Annotated in this window: 17 protein-coding genes and 1 riboswitch; of the genes, 11 read left to right on the forward strand and 6 right to left on the reverse strand. The window is 47.1% G+C overall.

Going from position 1 to position 15917, the window contains the following annotated elements; genetic code table 11:
* The first annotated feature begins 236 nt into the window (after window positions 1-236).
* Window positions 237-415: riboswitch (Lysine riboswitch) on the forward strand.
* A gap of 87 nt (window positions 416-502) precedes the next feature.
* From MC24_RS04065 to MC24_RS04115, 11 genes are read left to right on the forward strand one after another with little or no spacing between them, the layout of a single operon-like run.
* A complete protein-coding gene (locus MC24_RS04065) occupies window positions 503-1480 on the forward strand; it encodes an aspartate-semialdehyde dehydrogenase (RefSeq protein ID WP_038052827.1) in 978 nt (325 codons plus the stop codon).
* 4 nt (window positions 1481-1484) lie between these two features.
* Window positions 1485-2195: a diaminopimelate epimerase gene (gene dapF, locus MC24_RS04070; protein WP_038052836.1), complete on the forward strand. Its 711-nt coding sequence runs from the start codon at window positions 1485-1487 to the stop codon at window positions 2193-2195.
* The gene (gene dapA, locus MC24_RS04075) at window positions 2180-3064 is read left to right on the forward strand and encodes a 4-hydroxy-tetrahydrodipicolinate synthase (protein WP_038052839.1); all 885 of its coding nucleotides are present in this window, start codon (window positions 2180-2182) and stop codon (window positions 3062-3064) included. Before dapF ends, dapA begins: the two co-directional genes overlap by 16 nt.
* The gene (gene dapB / locus MC24_RS04080) at window positions 3061-3711 is read left to right on the forward strand and encodes a 4-hydroxy-tetrahydrodipicolinate reductase (protein WP_011943767.1); all 651 of its coding nucleotides are present in this window, start codon (window positions 3061-3063) and stop codon (window positions 3709-3711) included. Before dapA ends, dapB begins: the two co-directional genes overlap by 4 nt.
* 1 nt (window position 3712) lies before the next feature.
* Window positions 3713-4414, forward strand: a complete 702-nt coding sequence (dapD, locus tag MC24_RS04085; protein ID WP_081953062.1) for a 2,3,4,5-tetrahydropyridine-2,6-dicarboxylate N-acetyltransferase — start codon at window positions 3713-3715, stop codon at window positions 4412-4414.
* A gap of 15 nt (window positions 4415-4429) precedes the next feature.
* Window positions 4430-5635 carry an aspartate kinase gene (locus tag MC24_RS04090; protein WP_011943769.1) on the forward strand — a complete coding sequence of 402 codons (1206 nt, stop codon included), beginning with the start codon at window positions 4430-4432 and terminating at the stop codon, window positions 5633-5635.
* A gap of 9 nt (window positions 5636-5644) precedes the next feature.
* Window positions 5645-6805 (forward strand): diaminopimelate decarboxylase, encoded by a 1161-nt coding sequence (gene lysA / locus MC24_RS04095; protein WP_011943770.1) that lies wholly within the window; start codon window positions 5645-5647, stop codon window positions 6803-6805.
* Window positions 6806-7879 carry a M20 family metallopeptidase gene (locus tag MC24_RS04100; protein ID WP_011943771.1) on the forward strand — a complete coding sequence of 358 codons (1074 nt, stop codon included), beginning with the start codon at window positions 6806-6808 and terminating at the stop codon, window positions 7877-7879.
* Window positions 7880-7893: 14 nt separating this feature from the next.
* Complete coding sequence (locus tag MC24_RS04105; protein ID WP_038052842.1) at window positions 7894-8304, forward strand: Fur family transcriptional regulator; 411 nt, start codon at window positions 7894-7896, stop codon at window positions 8302-8304.
* Window positions 8301-8693 (forward strand): hypothetical protein, encoded by a 393-nt coding sequence (locus MC24_RS04110; RefSeq protein ID WP_038052846.1) that lies wholly within the window; start codon window positions 8301-8303, stop codon window positions 8691-8693. The genes MC24_RS04105 and MC24_RS04110 overlap by 4 nt, the downstream gene beginning before the upstream one ends.
* Window positions 8690-9967 carry a nucleotidyltransferase gene (locus MC24_RS04115; RefSeq protein WP_081953063.1) on the forward strand — a complete coding sequence of 426 codons (1278 nt, stop codon included), beginning with the start codon at window positions 8690-8692 and terminating at the stop codon, window positions 9965-9967. Before MC24_RS04110 ends, MC24_RS04115 begins: the two co-directional genes overlap by 4 nt.
* Here the strand turns inward: MC24_RS04115 and MC24_RS04120 are convergent.
* The 6 genes from MC24_RS04120 to MC24_RS04145 are packed head-to-tail and all read right to left on the reverse strand — an operon-like array spanning window position 9937 to window position 15889.
* A complete protein-coding gene (locus MC24_RS04120) occupies window positions 9937-11232 on the reverse strand; it encodes a 16S rRNA (cytosine(967)-C(5))-methyltransferase (protein WP_038052856.1) in 1296 nt (431 codons plus the stop codon). The two genes, MC24_RS04115 and MC24_RS04120, sit on opposite strands and share 31 nt — an antisense overlap.
* Window positions 11229-11921: a zinc metallopeptidase gene (locus MC24_RS04125; protein ID WP_038052859.1), complete on the reverse strand. Its 693-nt coding sequence runs from the start codon at window positions 11919-11921 to the stop codon at window positions 11229-11231. The genes MC24_RS04120 and MC24_RS04125 overlap by 4 nt, the downstream gene beginning before the upstream one ends.
* 12 nt (window positions 11922-11933) lie before the next feature.
* On the reverse strand, window positions 11934-13154 hold the full coding sequence (locus MC24_RS04130; RefSeq protein WP_012311099.1) for a DUF1015 domain-containing protein: 1221 nt from the start codon (window positions 13152-13154) through the stop codon (window positions 11934-11936).
* Window positions 13109-13561 carry an rRNA maturation RNase YbeY gene (ybeY, locus tag MC24_RS04135; RefSeq protein ID WP_012311098.1) on the reverse strand — a complete coding sequence of 151 codons (453 nt, stop codon included), beginning with the start codon at window positions 13559-13561 and terminating at the stop codon, window positions 13109-13111. The genes MC24_RS04130 and ybeY overlap by 46 nt, the downstream gene beginning before the upstream one ends.
* Window positions 13542-14918 (reverse strand): HD family phosphohydrolase, encoded by a 1377-nt coding sequence (locus tag MC24_RS04140; protein WP_038052861.1) that lies wholly within the window; start codon window positions 14916-14918, stop codon window positions 13542-13544. The genes ybeY and MC24_RS04140 overlap by 20 nt, the downstream gene beginning before the upstream one ends.
* A complete protein-coding gene (locus MC24_RS04145; RefSeq protein ID WP_038034553.1) occupies window positions 14915-15889 on the reverse strand; it encodes a PhoH family protein in 975 nt (324 codons plus the stop codon). The genes MC24_RS04140 and MC24_RS04145 overlap by 4 nt, the downstream gene beginning before the upstream one ends.
* Between the last annotated feature and the right edge of the window lie 28 nt (window positions 15890-15917).

Raw genomic sequence — 15917 nt, forward strand, 5'->3', positions numbered from 1 at the left:
AAATTTTTCGTTACCGGTAATTGCATACTCTGTATCTACCTTCTGATGCTAAATACATACAACACCCACTTTGTGAATGATTGGAACTATCTTGGTTTGTATGCATAAAACACAATCAGTTTTGACAAATAAATTTCTATCTAACTTCAGATCCTGAATCATTGTCACTTCAAAGTTAACCTTTCCTTAATTGTCTTCGGTTTGAAATACTGATACAATTAAGCTAAAATAGTTACTGACCCGACGGAGGCGCGCCCGAGATGAGTAGGCTGTCCCATCAAGGGAGGAATCGGGGGCAGCTGAAAGGCGAGGGCGCCGAAGGGTGCAGGGTTCCTCCCGCTCTGCATGCCTGGGGGTATGGGGAATACCCATACCACTGTCACGGAGGTCTCTCCGTGGAGAGCCGATCGGGTCTGGAATCAGAAAAAGATTTCAGACCTGATTTGGCGTCTCTTCGGGGAGTGAAGAGACGCTTTTTTTATTATGTCAAGGAGGGATGAAGGTGAAAGTAGGAGTAGTTGGTGCTACAGGAGAAGTTGGAAGAACGATGGTGAAGGTACTCGAAGAATTCAACGTTCCCGTCACTGAGCTCAGGCTCTTTGCTTCGGAAAGATCCGTGGGTAAAGAAATTGAATTCAAAGGTGAAAAGTTCAAAGTAGAACTTCTCACGGAAGAATCGATGAAATGGAGGTGCGATTACCTCCTGTTTTCCGCGGGTGCCAGTGTTTCCAAAAAGTTCGCTCCTATTGCAGCTGAAAACGGAGTAACTGTTATAGATAACTCTTCCGCTTTCAGACTGGAGAAGGAAATCCCCCTCGTGGTTCCAGAGGTGAACGCCCATCTTCTCAAGGGATACACGGGAATAATAGCAAACCCGAACTGTTCAACAATCCAGATGATTCTCTCCATTTACAAGCTCCACGAAGTTTACGGAATTGAAGAGATCTTTGTGTCAACGTATCAGTCCGTTTCCGGAGCCGGTCACAAGGGAATCGAAGAACTTTTCGCTCAAGAAAGAGGAGAAAACGTGATGAAGGTCTTCCCGAAACCCATTCACAGAAACGTCATTCCTCTCATAGGTGATATGCAGGAAAATCTTTTCTCCCAGGAAGAGATGAAGATGGTGAACGAAACGCGAAAGATTCTGAACGATTACTCGATAAGGGTGTATCCAACAACGGTAAGAGTACCCGTTCTGTACGGACACTCTGAAGCGGTCATGGTGAGGTTCAAGAAACCTTACGAGTCTCTCGAAAAGGTGAGAGAAATCATAGCCTCTGGAGAAGACGTGGTGGTGACGGACGATCTCGTAACACCGGTGGATGTCGCAGGAAAGAACGAAACTTACGTTTGCCGCCTCAGAGCAGCCGATGAAAGATCTATTCTCTTCTGGAACGTGGCGGACAACATTCGTGTGGGAGCCGCGACCAACGCTGTCAGAATTCTTCTGAAGCACGCTGAGATGAACGGAAAGGTGTGATAGTGTGTGCTATTCGGCCAATGGGAACACCTTCCTCATAGTTGACAACACACAAAAGAGGATACCCGAAGAGAAAAAACCAGATTTTGTCAGGGAAAATGTGGGCGATCTAGATGGAGTCATATTCGTTGAGCTGGTCGATGGGAAATACTTCATGGATTACTACAACCGGGATGGGAGTATGGCTGCCTTCTGTGGAAACGGAGCGAGGGCCTTTTCTCAGTACCTCGTAGACAGAGGCTGGACTGAGGAAAAAGAATTCACTTTCCTTTCCAGGGCTGGAGAAATAAAGGTGATCGTTGACGACGGTATCTGGGTGAGGATGCCGAGGGTTTCAGAAAAGAAAGAGATGAAAGTGGATGGTTACGAAGGATATTTCATCGTTGTGGGTGTTCCGCACTTCGTTCTGGAAGTGAAAGACATCGACGAACTGAACGTGGAAAAACTCGGAAGAGATCTCAGACATAAAACAGGTGCGAACGTGGATTTCTACGAGGTGCTTCCCGATCGTCTCAAGGTGAGAACGTACGAAAGAGGAGTGGAAAGGGAAACAAAAGCCTGTGGAACGGGTGTTACGTCTGTTTTCGTTGTGTATCGAGATAAAACAGGAGCAAAAGAGGTGAAGATCCAGGTGCCAGGAGGCACTCTCTTTTTGAAGGAAGAAAACGGAGAAATCTTTCTCAGGGGGGATGTGAAAAGATGTTCAGAGGAGTAGGAACTGCCATTGTTACACCTTTCAAAAGCGGTGAACTCGATCTTGAGTCTTACGAAAGGCTCGTCAGGTACCAGCTCGAAAACGGTGTCAACGCATTGATCGTCCTTGGAACAACTGGTGAATCTCCAACCGTCGACGAAGACGAAAGAGAAAGGCTCGTTTCCAGAACTCTCGAGATCGTTGATGGGAAAATCCCGGTGATCGTGGGAGCGGGAACAAATTCCACCGAAAAAACACTGAAACTCGTTAAGCAGGCGGAAAAACTCGGAGCGAACGGTGTTCTCGTGGTCACCCCGTATTACAACAAGCCCACACAGGAAGGACTCTATCAGCATTACAAGTACATCTCTGAGAGAACGGATCTTGGGATCGTTGTTTACAACGTTCCCGGAAGAACCGGTGTGAACGTTCTTCCTGAAACCGCCGCGAGGATCGCTGCAGATCTTAAAAACGTTGTGGGAATAAAAGAGGCAAACCCGGACATAGACCAGATAGACAGAACGGTATCACTGACAAAACAGGCAAGAAGCGATTTCATGGTGTGGTCCGGCAACGATGACAGAACGTTCTATCTTCTCTGTGCAGGTGGGGACGGTGTCATTTCTGTTGTGTCGAACGTGGCACCGAAACAGATGGTGGAACTCTGCACAGAGTACTTCAACGGAAACCTCGAAAAATCGAGGGAGATTCACAGAAAACTCAGACCTCTCATGAAAGCGCTGTTTGTGGAAACGAATCCAATACCAGTTAAAGCTGCTTTGAATCTCATGGGATTCATAGAGAACGAGCTGAGACTTCCACTCGTACCCGCCAGTGAAAAGACGATGGAACTTCTCAGGAACGTGCTCAAGGAGAGTGGATTGCTATGAAGTACGGAATAGTTGGTTACTCCGGAAGGATGGGCCAGGAGATCCAGAAAGTCTTCTCGGAGAAAGGACACGAACTCGTTTTGAAGGTGGATGTGAACGGGATTGAAGAGCTGGACTCTCCAGATGTTGTGGTTGACTTTTCTTCACCTGAAGCACTCCCGAAAACGGTGGAGCTGTGTAAAAAATACAGGGCTGGACTCGTTCTGGGAACAACCGCCCTGAAAGAAGAACACTTCCAGATGCTGAGGGATCTTTCAAGAGAGGTACCCGTTGTTCAGGCCTACAACTTTTCCATTGGTATAAACGTTCTGAAGAGATTCCTCTCAGAACTCGCCAGAGTCCTTAAAGACTGGGATGTTGAGATCGTGGAGACGCACCATCGCTTCAAAAAAGACGCACCCTCCGGAACCGCGATTCTTCTGGAGAGCGCGCTGGGAAAGAGCGTTCCCATTCACTCCCTGAGAGTGGGTGGTGTCCCGGGAGACCACGTGGTCGTCTTTGGAAACATAGGTGAGACTATCGAGATAAAGCACAGGGCGATTTCGAGGACTGTTTTCGCTATAGGCGCCCTGAAGGCTGCAGAGTTTCTTGTGGGAAAAGATCCCGGTATGTACAGTTTCGAAGAAGTGATCTTTGGGGGTGAGTGAGTTGGACGCAAGAGAAATCATAGAAATGATAGCCAAAGCCAAAAAGAAAACTCCCATAGTCGCTTACATAAAAGGTGATTTGGCGGGCATAGATTTCTCCAGTTTCAAATTCTTCGGTGATGAAAAGTTCGGAATTCTCTTTGGAGAGTACGAAGATTTCAAAAAGCTTCTCGAAGAGCACAAGGAAAAAATAGAAGACTACCATCTCGAGGTGAAAGCGAGAAACTCCGCGCTCCCTCTGGCAGATCTCACGAAATACAAAGCAAGAATAGAACCGGGAGCGATCATAAGGGACATGGTGGAAATAGGGGAAGGCGCTGTGATCATGATGGGAGCTGTCATAAACGTTGGTGCAGTGATCGGTGAAGGAACGATGATAGACATGAACGCGGTCATTGGTGGAAGGGCGATCATAGGAAAGAAGTGCCACATAGGTGCCGGTGCGGTGATAGCGGGTGTTATAGAGCCTCCGAGTGCAAAACCCGTTGTCATAGAGGACGAAGTGGTCGTGGGAGCGAACGCTGTAATCCTTGAAGGTGTGACGGTCGGAAAAGGTGCGGTTGTCGCGGCCGGTGCGGTTGTAACGAAGGATGTTCCTCCCTACACGGTCGTGGCTGGTGTTCCCGCGCGTGTGATAAAACAAATAGACGAAAGAACAAAAGAGAAGACAAAGATAGTTGATGAACTCAGAAATCTCGAATGAATGGAGGTCTGGGAAATGAACGTGGTGGTTCAAAAGTATGGAGGAAGCTCCGTTGCCACACCGGAGAGAATAAAGAACGTTGCCCAGAGAATCAAGAAGAAAGTGGACGAAGGGTACAAAGTCGTGGTCGTTGTCTCCGCTATGGGAAAGACAACGGACAACCTCATAAAACTCGCAAAGGAGATCTCTCCAAAGCCGGATTCGAGGGAACTCGATATGCTCCTTGCAACGGGAGAACAGGTTTCCGCCGCGCTCCTTTCGATGGCCCTGAAAGATCTCGGAATAAAGGCCAAATCTTTGAACGCGTTCCAGGTGAAAATAAAAACCACTTCACATCACACGAGTGCTCGCATCGTGGATATAGACGACAGTGTGATCTGGGAAAATCTGAAAGATTACGACGTTCTCGTCGTAACGGGCTTTCAGGGTGTGAACGAACACGGTGATCTGACCACGCTTGGCCGGGGCGGTTCGGATACATCTGCCGTGGCGCTTGCAGCAAAACTCAGAGTTCCTTGTGAAATCTACAGCGATGTGGACGGGATATACACCTGTGACCCGCGTGTTCATCCGAGGGCCAAAAAACTCGCTTACATCACCTACGACGAAGCACTCGAGCTCACCGCTCTCGGTGCGAAGGTTCTTCACTCAAGATCCGTGGAAATAGCTAAGAAATACGGGATACCCATTTACTGTGCATCTTCTTTCACCGAAGAGGAGGGAACCATGGTGGTAGAAAGACTTCCGGAGTGGCTGGAAGAACCTGTTGTAACAGGAGCAACGATTTCTCATGGTCAGATAAAAGTTTCCATATCTTTCCTCCCAAAGGATGTGAAGTACATCACGGCCATCTTCGAGGAAGTTGGAAAGAAAGCCCTGAACGTGGACATGATTTCCCTTGTTCCTTCGAACGGCAAGATTTTCCTCTCCTTCACAATTCTCGAAGACCACAAAGAAGATCTGGACGAGGCGCTCAAAGAGGCTCTCAGAGACGTGGAAGGATGGAAATCCACCTACGAAGGAGGTTTTGCCAAACTCTCCATAGTTGGGGTGGGAATGAGAACGAGCCCGGGTGTGGCCGCCAGGTTCTTTGAAGCGCTGGAAAGGGCGGGTGTCACACCGGAACTTGTCACGACGTCGGAGATAAAGATCTCCTGTCTCGTCCCTGAAGAGAAAGCGGAAGAGGCACTGAAATCGGTGATCGAAGAATTCGAACTGTGAGGTGAAGAAATGGACATCTTGTGGAAAGTGGCAGAGATCCATGGGACACCCGCTTACGTGTACTTCGAGGAAACACTGCGAAAAAGAGCACGTCTTGTAAAAGAGGTCTTCGAGGGGGTGAACCTCCTTCCGACGTTTGCTGTGAAGGCGAACAACAATCCTGTTCTGCTGAGGATTCTAAGAGAAGAAGGTTTCGGAATGGACGTGGTGACAAAAGGAGAACTCTTCGCGGCTAAACTGGCGGGAGTTCCTTCTCATTCCGTTGTATGGAACGGCAATGGAAAGAGCGTGGATCAGATGAAACACTTTTTGAGAGAAGGCGTGAGGATCATCAACGTGGATTCGTTCGAGGAGATGGAGATCTGGAAGGAATTGAACCCGGAGGGCGTGGAGTATTTCATTAGGGTGAATCCGGAAGTCGACGCGAAGACACATCCTCACATCTCCACCGGCTTGAAAAAGCACAAGTTCGGAATACCACTGGAAGATCTGGACCTATTCATGGAAAGATTCGGATCAATGAACGTAAAAGGTCTTCATGTTCACATAGGATCACAGATAACACAGGTTGAACCCTTTGTGGAGGCCTTCGACAAAGTCGTCCGGGCTTCTGAAAGGTTTGGATTCGAAGAGATCAACATCGGTGGCGGCTGGGGAATAAACTACAGTGGAGAAGAACTCGACCTGTCCAGCTACAGAGAAAAGGTTGTTCCTGCCTTGAAGAGATTCAAAAGGGTCATCGTTGAAATAGGAAGGTACATCGTAGCACCTTCCGGGTACCTGCTTCTCAGGGTAGTACTCGTCAAAAAAAGAAGTAACAAAACGTTCGTTGTGGTCGATGGAGGGATGAACACCCTCATAAGACCGGCACTTTACTCCGCGTATCACAGGGTTTTCGTTCTTGGAAAACAGGGTAAAGAAGTGAGAGCGGATGTGGTTGGCCCTCTGTGCGAAAGCGGTGACGTGATCGCGTACGACCGGGAACTTCCAGAGGTCGAACCGGGTGACATCATCGTTGTGGAAAACGCGGGAGCCTACGGCTACACCATGTCGAACAACTACAACTCAACCGTACGTCCGGCTGAGGTGCTCGTCGGAGAAGGCGGAGAGATCTCTCTGATAAGAAGGAGAGAGACAGAGATGGACATCTTCAAAGACGTGGTGATGTGAATGAACGAGATCGAACTAAGACACATCCTTCATATGAATCCAGAGCCTTCTTTCAGGGAGTACAGAACAAAAGAGATACTCAGAAAAGCAGTGAGTGATATTGGATACGAGAAGATCATAGAAGTGGCCGGAACAGGCCTGGTGATAGAAAAGAAGGAAACGGAAGATCCGTACGTTGTTCTGAGAGCTGATATGGATGCTTTGCCCATAAAAGAAGAAACGGGTTGGGAGTTCGCATCGCGTAATGACTACATGCATGCATGTGGGCACGACTTTCACATGAGTGTCCTCTACGGTGCTATGAAGAGACTCAAGAACGTGAAAAAGAACTTTCTCTTTGTATTTCAGCCCGCCGAAGAAACGGGTGGTGGAGCAGAAGAGGTTGTGAACTTTCTCAGAGACAGGTACGAAATAAAAGCCGCTGTTGGGTTTCACGTGACTGACGAGTACGATGCCGGAACTGTGGCATCCCGACCCGGAGTGCTTTTTGCCTCAGCCACGGAATTCGATGTATACTTTAAAGGTGTCCCAGCCCATGTGGCGTTTGCCGAGAAGGGAAAAAATGCTCTGAAGGCAGCGGTTTCTTTTCTCAACTGGCTCTACAACAAAAAGTGGAACGCTCTTGTGGGGGTTGGCAAAATCTCGGGAGGACGAGCGAGGAACATCGTTCCGGATGAGGTAAAATTAGAAGGAACGATAAGATCAGAAGCGCTGAGAATAACGGAAGAAGTGATATCCGATATGGTAAAACAACTTGGGGAACTGAAGGAAAAAACGGGGGTTGATTTTGCTGTTGAAAGGGGCAGTGTCTATCCTGAAGTGAGGGTGGATCAAAACCTCTTTGAAACTCTCAGAGAAACCTGTCAGAGGTTGGGTTTTTCTTTCGTTGAATGTGAGATGAAGTGGACTGGAGAGGACTTTGGGTATTTCTCGCAGATCTTTCCTTCTCTCTCTTTCTGGTTTGGCGTGGGAGAAGGGGAGCGTTTTGGGCTGCACCATCCGCGTTTTTTGCCGAATGATAGGTATATACCCATGGCGGCGGATCTTTTGACTGGGCTCGCTATGGTCGTTTGAGGAGAGTGAACACTATGACCACAGAAGAGATAATTGAACGTTTGAAATCGAAAAAGGTAAAACTCACAACCCAGAGGATGGAAATTATAAAATTCGTATCCGAAATGAAGGAAGGCCATTTTGAGGCAAAGGAGCTTTTTGCCATCCTGTCAAAGAAAGTTCCTTCGCTTTCCATAGCCACTCTTTACAGTGTTCTTTACCTTCTAACGGATTTTGGTGTTGTTTATGCCTTCAGTGATGGTCAGAAAACGGTCTTCGATTTCAATCCGGAGCCACATGGGCACTTCGTTTGCAAAGAATGCGGAAAGATTGAAGACGTAGAAATAAAGGAACTGAAACTTGGAGAGATAAAAGGCAAAAGAGAAAAAATCGAACTGGTGATAAAAGGTGTCTGTGAGGAGTGTTTGAAGAAGGTGAAAGATTGAAGTACCTTGCGCAACTTTTTTCTCTCCTTCTCGTGATCATAGGAATTCTGGGTCTGGTTGTCTGGGCAGGATTGTACTTTCTGGCGCCTTACATTGAGGGATTTGTAGGAATAAAACTCCCGGAAAATATTTCGAATGTTCTTCTGGGGTGTTTTCTGCCAATACTCGGCTCGGGTGTTCTCCTCAACTTCTACATTTCTTCCGGGATCAAGTGGCTTGTTGTATTTGGCTTTGTTGTTCTTTCCGTTTCTTTTGTGAGCGAGATTTATGGGCTGTACATCCTCAGGGGGATCTTTTTGAAGATCGCTCCCGATTATCTTATCTTCCTTCTCTTCACAATGGTTTCCCTTGCCTATTTTCTCACGATCATCAGGAGGGATGAAGACTGAGGGTTCTCGGCGTTGTTGTGGAGTACAATCCGTTCCACAACGGACATCTCTATCATCTGACTTCGGCCAAAGATCTCGTGAAGCCGGACTACACGATCGCTGTGATGAGCGGTAATTTCTGCCAGAGAGGTGAACCAGCCGTCATAGATAAATTCGCGCGGGCAGAGATCGCTCTCAGAATGGGAATAGATGTTGTTCTGGAACTACCCGTTGTTTTTGCCACACAGGATGCCGGAGGATTTGCTTTCGGTGCGGTGAGCGTGTTGGATGCAACGGGTGTTGTCACAGATGTGGTCTTTGGAAGCGAATCAAACGACATCGGGTTTCTTCAAAGAGTGGCGCAAATTCTTTACGAGCAACCCGACGAATACCAGAAGTTTTTGCATGAAGAGTTGAAAAAAGGCTACTCTTTCCCCAATGCCAGGAAGTACGCTCTGATGAGGTATTTTTCCATGAAAGGTTGGAACGAGGAAGAAGTCCTGAGACTCGAAAAGTCGAACGATATCTTAGGGGTGGAGTACATTCATTCTGCTCTGAAGATAGGTTCTAACATCAGATTCCACACGATAAAAAGGGTAGGAGCGGAGGAGAAAGACACCAGCTTCAGGGGACGATTCTCCAGTGCAACGGCGATAAGAAACCTTATAAGAGAAGAAAGGTGGGAAGAAGTGAGAGATTCTCTTCCAGAAGATTCTTTTGAGATCCTCATGAGGGAGATAAACGAAGGGCGTGGACCCGTTTTCCTCGAGAACATGGGAGATTTTCTCCTTTCATTTTTCAGACTGAAAAACATGGAGTTCTTCGAGAGAATCCATGGTTTTTCCGAGGGACTCGAAAAGAGGTTTCACATCTGTGCCAGACAAACAGGATCTTACCAAGATTTTCTGGAGTGTGTCAAAGCCAAGCGTTTCACCTTTTCTCGAATAAGAAGACTCGCTCTCTTTTCGGTGTTCGAGGTGAACAAAGAATTCGTTGAAAAAAGCAACGCAAAGGGGCCTCAGTACATCAGGATCCTTGGATTCACAGAGAAGGGAAGGAAAATCCTTTCTCTCATGAGAAAGAAGGCAAAACTTCCGATCGTAACGAACATGTCCCTCTACAGGAAAGTTCTGGAGAAAACAGACCTACCAGTTGATAAACAACTCTTTTTTGAACAGATCGATCTCGACGTGAGGACGACGAACTTCTACTCGATGTTCTTTCCAGCGGTGGAACAGCGCTGTGGAGAACGAGACTTTTCCATTCATCCCATCTTTCTGAGAACGGAGACATAGAAGGGAATTATCGTCTCGTCAGGAAGCATCAGAAAGCCGTAACCATCCCAGATTCCTTCCACTTCGAATTCTTTCATTTTGTCTCTGGTATCGATCACTTCAACGTCTTTCCTCTCGGAGACGAATCTTTTCACCACTTCGGTGTTTTCTTCTTTCGTCACAGTACAGGTGCTGTAGAGGAGGATACCACCCTTTTCCAGAAGCTGCCAGGCCTGCTGTACCATCCTCAGCTGAATTTCTGAGAACTTCTTGAAATCCTCTTTGTTCACTCTCCTCAAAACCTCCGGATGGTTTCTTGCCGTACCCAGCGAAGTACAGGGAGCGTCCACCAGAATCCTGTCGAATGTGTCCTGTACGTACTCTGTGAGTCTTTCGGCATCGGCGATTTTTGTCTCTATCGAAGAGAGTTTCAGGCGTTTCGCGTGTTTTTCGACAAGCTGTGTCTTCTCTCTGCTTATATCAACGGCCAGTATCTTTCCCTGGTCTTTCACCAATTCGGCGATAGCGGTGGTCTTGCCACCCGGTGCCGCGCAGGTGTCCAGTACTCTCAGTCCGGGTTTCAGTTCCATGAAAAAGGGCACAAGTTGTGAAGACTCTCCCTGAACACTTGCGAGTCCATCCTTTATCACTCTGGAGTCGTTCATCGAAATTCCGAGTTTCCTTACAACCAGAGAAAACGGGGCGTGTTTCCCCGGAACTGCCTCCGTGCCCTCTTCGGCGAGAATTTTGATGACTTCCTCTTTAGTGGTTGCAAGTGAATTCACGCGGAGCATGACAGGGAGAGGTTCCTGGTTCCACTTCATAATTCTCAAAACTGCCTCTTCGGGAAGAAAAGATCTCCAGTAGTTCACGATCCACTCCGGATGTGAGTAGATGAGGTGAAGCTCTTTTGGTTCGGGAACAGTTCTCAATCTCCTCAGCACGGCGTTCACCAGTTTTTTGAAGTTTTCGCTCTTCACCAGTTTCACAGTTTCGCTGACCGCCGCGTAATCTGGAACACTGTTCATGAAGAGGAGCTGATAAGCCCCCATCCTCAACGCAACCCTGACAGCGGGTGGGATGTCTTTTTTCTTCAGAAGTTGGTTTATGTACCAGTCCAGAAGCTCTTCTTTCCTCACAACTCCCCACACGAGTTCTTTGAAGAATCTTCTATCTTTATCGTCCAAAAAAGAGAGGACGCTGTCCACGTCCTCTCTCAATATGAATTTTTCCTTCTCGTACTTTCTCAGAAGTCTGTAGGCGAGCAGTCTTACGTTTGTTTTCATCTTCTATCACCGAACAGACCAGCAAGTGCTATCATTCTGAGAAGCTGGAGAAATGCCATCAGTGAAGACGCGACGTAAGTGAGAGCCGCGGCACCGAGTACTTCTTTCACTCCCTTTAGTTCGTACTCCGGCATCAACATCGTTGTTTCAAGGAGCTTCACAGCACGCCTGCTGGCGTTGAACTCAACAGGAAGTGTGATGAGAGTGAAGAGTACCACTAAGGAGAACAAAAGAATTCCCAGTCTTATCAAAAACGGTGTCTGGAAAAAGAGACCAAGAATGAAAATGATCCAAGCAAGCTGAGAACCCGTGACGGCTGCTGGTACCATCAGATTTCTCAGTGCAAGCAGCGGGTATTTTTCTACGTCCTGAAGGGCATGTCCCACTTCGTGGGCTACAACTCCGAGTGAAGCAACGGAAACACCTCTGAAATTCTGTGGAGAGAGCCTGAGCACCTTCCGGTATGGGTCGTAATGGTCAGACAGGAAACCGGAAACGACCTCTATCTTCACGTTGTAGATTCCCGCGTTCTCAAGGAGTCTTTTTGCAAGTTCATATCCTGTGAGTCCAAGAGAGGACCTTACCCGTGAGTACTTGTTATAGGCAGACTGAACCCGTGCCTGCGCCCAGAGAGCCAGAATAATGCCGGGAATCAGAATGATGAACGTTGGCTCGAAAAAGAAGAACATCGTATCACCTCCTCAGCCGAACACGTGCACTACCAAACCACTCAAAAGTTTTGGCTCAAACCATGTTGATTTCGGCGGCATGATCTTTCCTTCATCTGAGACTTTCATAAGCGTTTCTATGTTCACCGGATACATCGCGAAGGCCACATCGAACTCTCCCTTGTCCACCATTCTTTCCAGTTCGCACAGGCCCTTTATTCCACCAACGAAGTCTATTCTCTCATCTTCGCGAGGATTGGAAATACCGAAGATGGGTTCCAGAACCTCACGCTGAAGAATGTTCACATCGAGGCTCTCAACGATTTCCTCCGGCACTCTTTTTGGAATCAGGACGTACCATTTTCTGTTGCCCACGTACATGGTTATTTCGTGTTCTCTGGATGGTCTTGCAGGTACCTTGTAGGATCTGTACGTTTCGAATTTTTCCTGGAGTTTTTCGAGTAATTCCTCTGGCGTGAGTTGAGATTTCACCACTCTGTTGTAGTCGAATATTCTGAGCTGGTTGTGGGGGAACGCTGTGGCCATGAAGTAATTGTGAGGTCCTTTTCCTATCTTCTCGTCCAGTATGTCGCTGACCCTGGCTGCAGCCGCTGCCCTGTGGTGACCATCCGCTATGTAGAGTTCCTCCACTCTCTCAAAGAGCTTCTTTATTTCATTCACTTCGTTTTCATTCTTGACAACGAAAAACTCATGGATGACATCGAGATCATCGCGTATTCTATAGACAGGCTCCTGAGAATCAGCAATTTCGGAGAGTTTTCTATCGAATTCTTCAAAGGCTCTGTAGAAAAGAAAGACCTGTCCTGTGTGTGCACGTGTTTTCAGAATGTGTTGAACTCTTTCCTCTTCTTTCTTTTTTCGGGTAAGCTCGTGTTTCTTTATTCTACCCTTTTTGTACTCCTCCACAGGAAAGAGCGCTACTATTCCTGTTTGTGTGTGGTCGCCCATCCTCTGACGGTAAATGTAGAACGCTTCTTTTTCTTCTTGAATAAGGATGCCATCCTCTATGAACTTTTCAAGATTTATCCTGGCTTTCTCCATGTCTTCGGGTGTAGGATCCATCTCTATTTCGTGTGTTTCTGCTTCAACGCGAGTTACTCTGAGAAAGCTGAGTGGGTTTTTCTTTATCGTTTCTTTGGCTTCAAGAAAGGAAACCACATCGTAGGGTTTGGCCACGAATTTTTCGGCTATCTCTTCCCTGGGTCTGAATCCTCTGAAGGGTTTGATCTCCATTCACCCCATACCTCCTCAACGTATTTTTTCTGTTTTTCGAACATCTCTTTGGAGTTTCTGTCTTCGAACTCGTGATCGTATCCTGCAAGGTGAAGTATCCCGTGGATCACCACTTCCAGCAATTCCTTTTCGAAGGTGTTGTTGAACTCCCTCGCATTTTCTTCTACGATCAGAGGACAAACGTAAATTTCTCCATAGACGTCTTCTTCCATGAGGGGAAAGGTGAGCACGTCTGTGGGAAGATCCTGACCTCGAAACTGCTGGTTGAGCTCCTTAATTTCATCTTCACTCACAAGAATCACGTTTACATGTACGTCTCCTATCTCTTTCTTTACGATTTCTTCGAGTTTTTCTTTCAAATTTTCGAGAAGTTTCGATCCTTTACCTTCACCCAGTATTCTTATCATTTATCTTTACCACCTTCTGAATTTTTTCTTCCTCGGGGTATTCAATTCTGGAACTGAACAGGTTCACGAGAACCTGAAGGAACGCGTCGGAAATCTCTTCGAGCTCACTCAGAGTGATGCCTGACTCATCGAGTTGCCTCTCAAAGAATATGGAAGATATGACATCTTCGACACATTCCTTGATCTGAGAAACAGAGGGTGATTTCAAGCTTCTTGAAGCGGCTTCCACGGAGTCGGCGAGCATGATAATGGCTGCTTCTCTGAACTGTGGCTTGGGGCCCGGATAGCGGAATTCCTCTTCGGGAATGTCCTCAAACTGTTGTTTCGCCTTGTAGTAGAAATACTTCTGCGATCTTGTACCGTGATGCTGGGGAATTATGAATTCAACGAGGAGGGGGAGTCGGTATTTTCTTGCAAGTTCCACACCGTACTTCACGTGCTCGTTCAAAACGAGGTGGCTGAGAGAGGGGGTTATGTCTTCGTGGGGATTTTTACCGTCTCTAATGTTTTCAGTGAAGAAGTGAGGGCGTTTCATCTTCCCTATATCGTGATAGTAAGCTCCTATTCTTGCCAGAATGGGGTTTGCGCCTATTTTCTCCGCTGCAGTTTCTGCTAAGTTTGCGACGATCACACTGTGATAATAAGTTCCTGGAGCTTTAATGGAAAGCATCTTGAGCAACGGATGGTTCAGATTTCCAAACTCTACGAGCCCAAGATTCGAGTAAAGGCGACTTGTGTATTCCACGTAAGGCAGTATTCCAAGAACCAGAATACCTGAAAAGATCGGATTCAAAATAGCAGCTACCAGGTCGTACGGCGTGTACTCGATTTTCAGTCCAAACTTCATGAACAGAGATGTTCCCATAAGAGCAAGAGATGTAAAGGCAGAAGATTTCACCACATCCAGTCTTCTGTTCGCTTTGGAGAGAGTCACTGCCGCAACAAAGGTTGTTGAAATGAACGGCAGAAGAAGAAAGATATCGTAACTCCATCGATACAGAGCAAGCAAAGCCATCAAAAATCCACTTGTTATGGCTATTTCTGGGGAAAAGAACACGAGTTCTATGAGGGCAACCGGTATGTATACAGGTGTCACGAAAGGGCCTATCTCCGGGAAAGAAAATCCAATGAAAGAAGCTCCGAGCAGGATCAGAGCCAGATGAGTATAGGTGAACACTTCACTGAGCCAGTACTTTCTGTAATATCTGGTGCTCATCTCCACCAGAGCGAACCAGACAACGAGGGCGACCAGTGCCTCAAAGGTGAAATTCAAAGGTCGGATTCCTGTACGAACGTGCACCAGCATCAGAGAAAGAATCACTGTAATCGTTACCAGGAGGAAACGCTTTCGATTCATGGCTTCCTCGACCTTTCGTACTCTTCGTAGGCCTTTATGATCTTCTTCACGAGAGGATGCCTCACAACATCGCTTTCGTTCAGATACACGAATTCTATACCAGAGATTCCTTCTAAAATTTTCTGACACTCTATGAGACCGGACTTTTCTTTCTCGATATCCACCTGGGTGATGTCTCCCGTTATGACCGCCTTGGAATTGAATCCGAGTCTGGTGAGGAACATCTTCATCTGCTGGTATGTGGTGTTCTGGGCTTCGTCCAGAATGATAAAGGAGTTATTCAAAGTCCTTCCTCTCATGTAAGCGAGCGGTACGATCTCTATGATGCCTCTTTCACGGTAGCTGTTGAATTTGTCCGGGGATGTGATATCTATGATGGCGTCGTAAAGAGGTCTGAGATAAGGTTCCACTTTTTCAGACAGATCTCCCGGCAAGTATCCAAGCTTCTCTCCGGCTTCAACGGCTGGTCTTGTGAGGATGATTCTGTTCACCTTTCCCATTTTCAGATAGTCTAAAGCAACGGCCACTGCCAGGTACGTTTTTCCTGTACCGGCTGGACCTATCACGAACACCACGTCGTTCTTTTCGACTGCTTCCAGATACTTCTTCTGGCCGAGTGTCTTCGGCTTCACTTTCTTGCCGATGATCAATCCTCTGCTGTCGTTTGAGAACACTTCTTTCACACTTTCTGAGTTCGAAACTCTCTCCACGAGATACTCGAACTCAGTCCAGTCCAGAAGGTGACCGTCCCGTGTTATGGATATGATCTCATCGAGCACCCGATGGGCTGCATCGACACTTTTCTCATCCATGCCTTTTATAAGAATCTCACTGTCTCTCACCGCGAATTCCACGTTGAAGAGTTTTTTCAGATACCTCGCGCGCTTGTCGTACTGTCCGAATATCTCCAAAACGGCCACATCTTCTGGAATTCTTATTCTTCTAACTGCAACCGTGGGTTTCACCTCCACACTGGTATACTTTCTAAGGAAATTATAC

It is taken from the genome of Thermotoga sp. Mc24, from assembly GCF_000784835.1.
In the GTDB taxonomy this organism is placed as follows: domain Bacteria; phylum Thermotogota; class Thermotogae; order Thermotogales; family Thermotogaceae; genus Thermotoga.

Bases quoted from the DNA above. Each gene is read 5' to 3' on its own strand.
- ybeY (WP_012311098.1), bottom strand. From the start codon at position 13,561: ATGATAAGAATACTGGGTGAAGGTAAAGGATCGAAACTTCTCGAAAAT.
- MC24_RS04100 (WP_011943771.1), top strand. From the start codon at position 6,806: ATGAACGAGATCGAACTAAGACACATCCTTCATATGAATCCAGAGCCT.
- dapB (WP_011943767.1), top strand. From the start codon at position 3,061: ATGAAGTACGGAATAGTTGGTTACTCCGGAAGGATGGGCCAGGAGATC.
- MC24_RS04120 (WP_038052856.1), bottom strand. From the start codon at position 11,232: ATGAAAACAAACGTAAGACTGCTCGCCTACAGACTTCTGAGAAAGTAC.
- MC24_RS04130 (WP_012311099.1), bottom strand. From the start codon at position 13,154: ATGGAGATCAAACCCTTCAGAGGATTCAGACCCAGGGAAGAGATAGCC.
- MC24_RS04090 (WP_011943769.1), top strand. From the start codon at position 4,430: ATGAACGTGGTGGTTCAAAAGTATGGAGGAAGCTCCGTTGCCACACCG.
- lysA (WP_011943770.1), top strand. From the start codon at position 5,645: ATGGACATCTTGTGGAAAGTGGCAGAGATCCATGGGACACCCGCTTAC.
- dapA (WP_038052839.1), top strand. From the start codon at position 2,180: ATGTTCAGAGGAGTAGGAACTGCCATTGTTACACCTTTCAAAAGCGGT.
- MC24_RS04140 (WP_038052861.1), bottom strand. From the start codon at position 14,918: ATGAATCGAAAGCGTTTCCTCCTGGTAACGATTACAGTGATTCTTTCT.
- MC24_RS04105 (WP_038052842.1), top strand. From the start codon at position 7,894: ATGACCACAGAAGAGATAATTGAACGTTTGAAATCGAAAAAGGTAAAA.
- MC24_RS04125 (WP_038052859.1), bottom strand. From the start codon at position 11,921: ATGTTCTTCTTTTTCGAGCCAACGTTCATCATTCTGATTCCCGGCATT.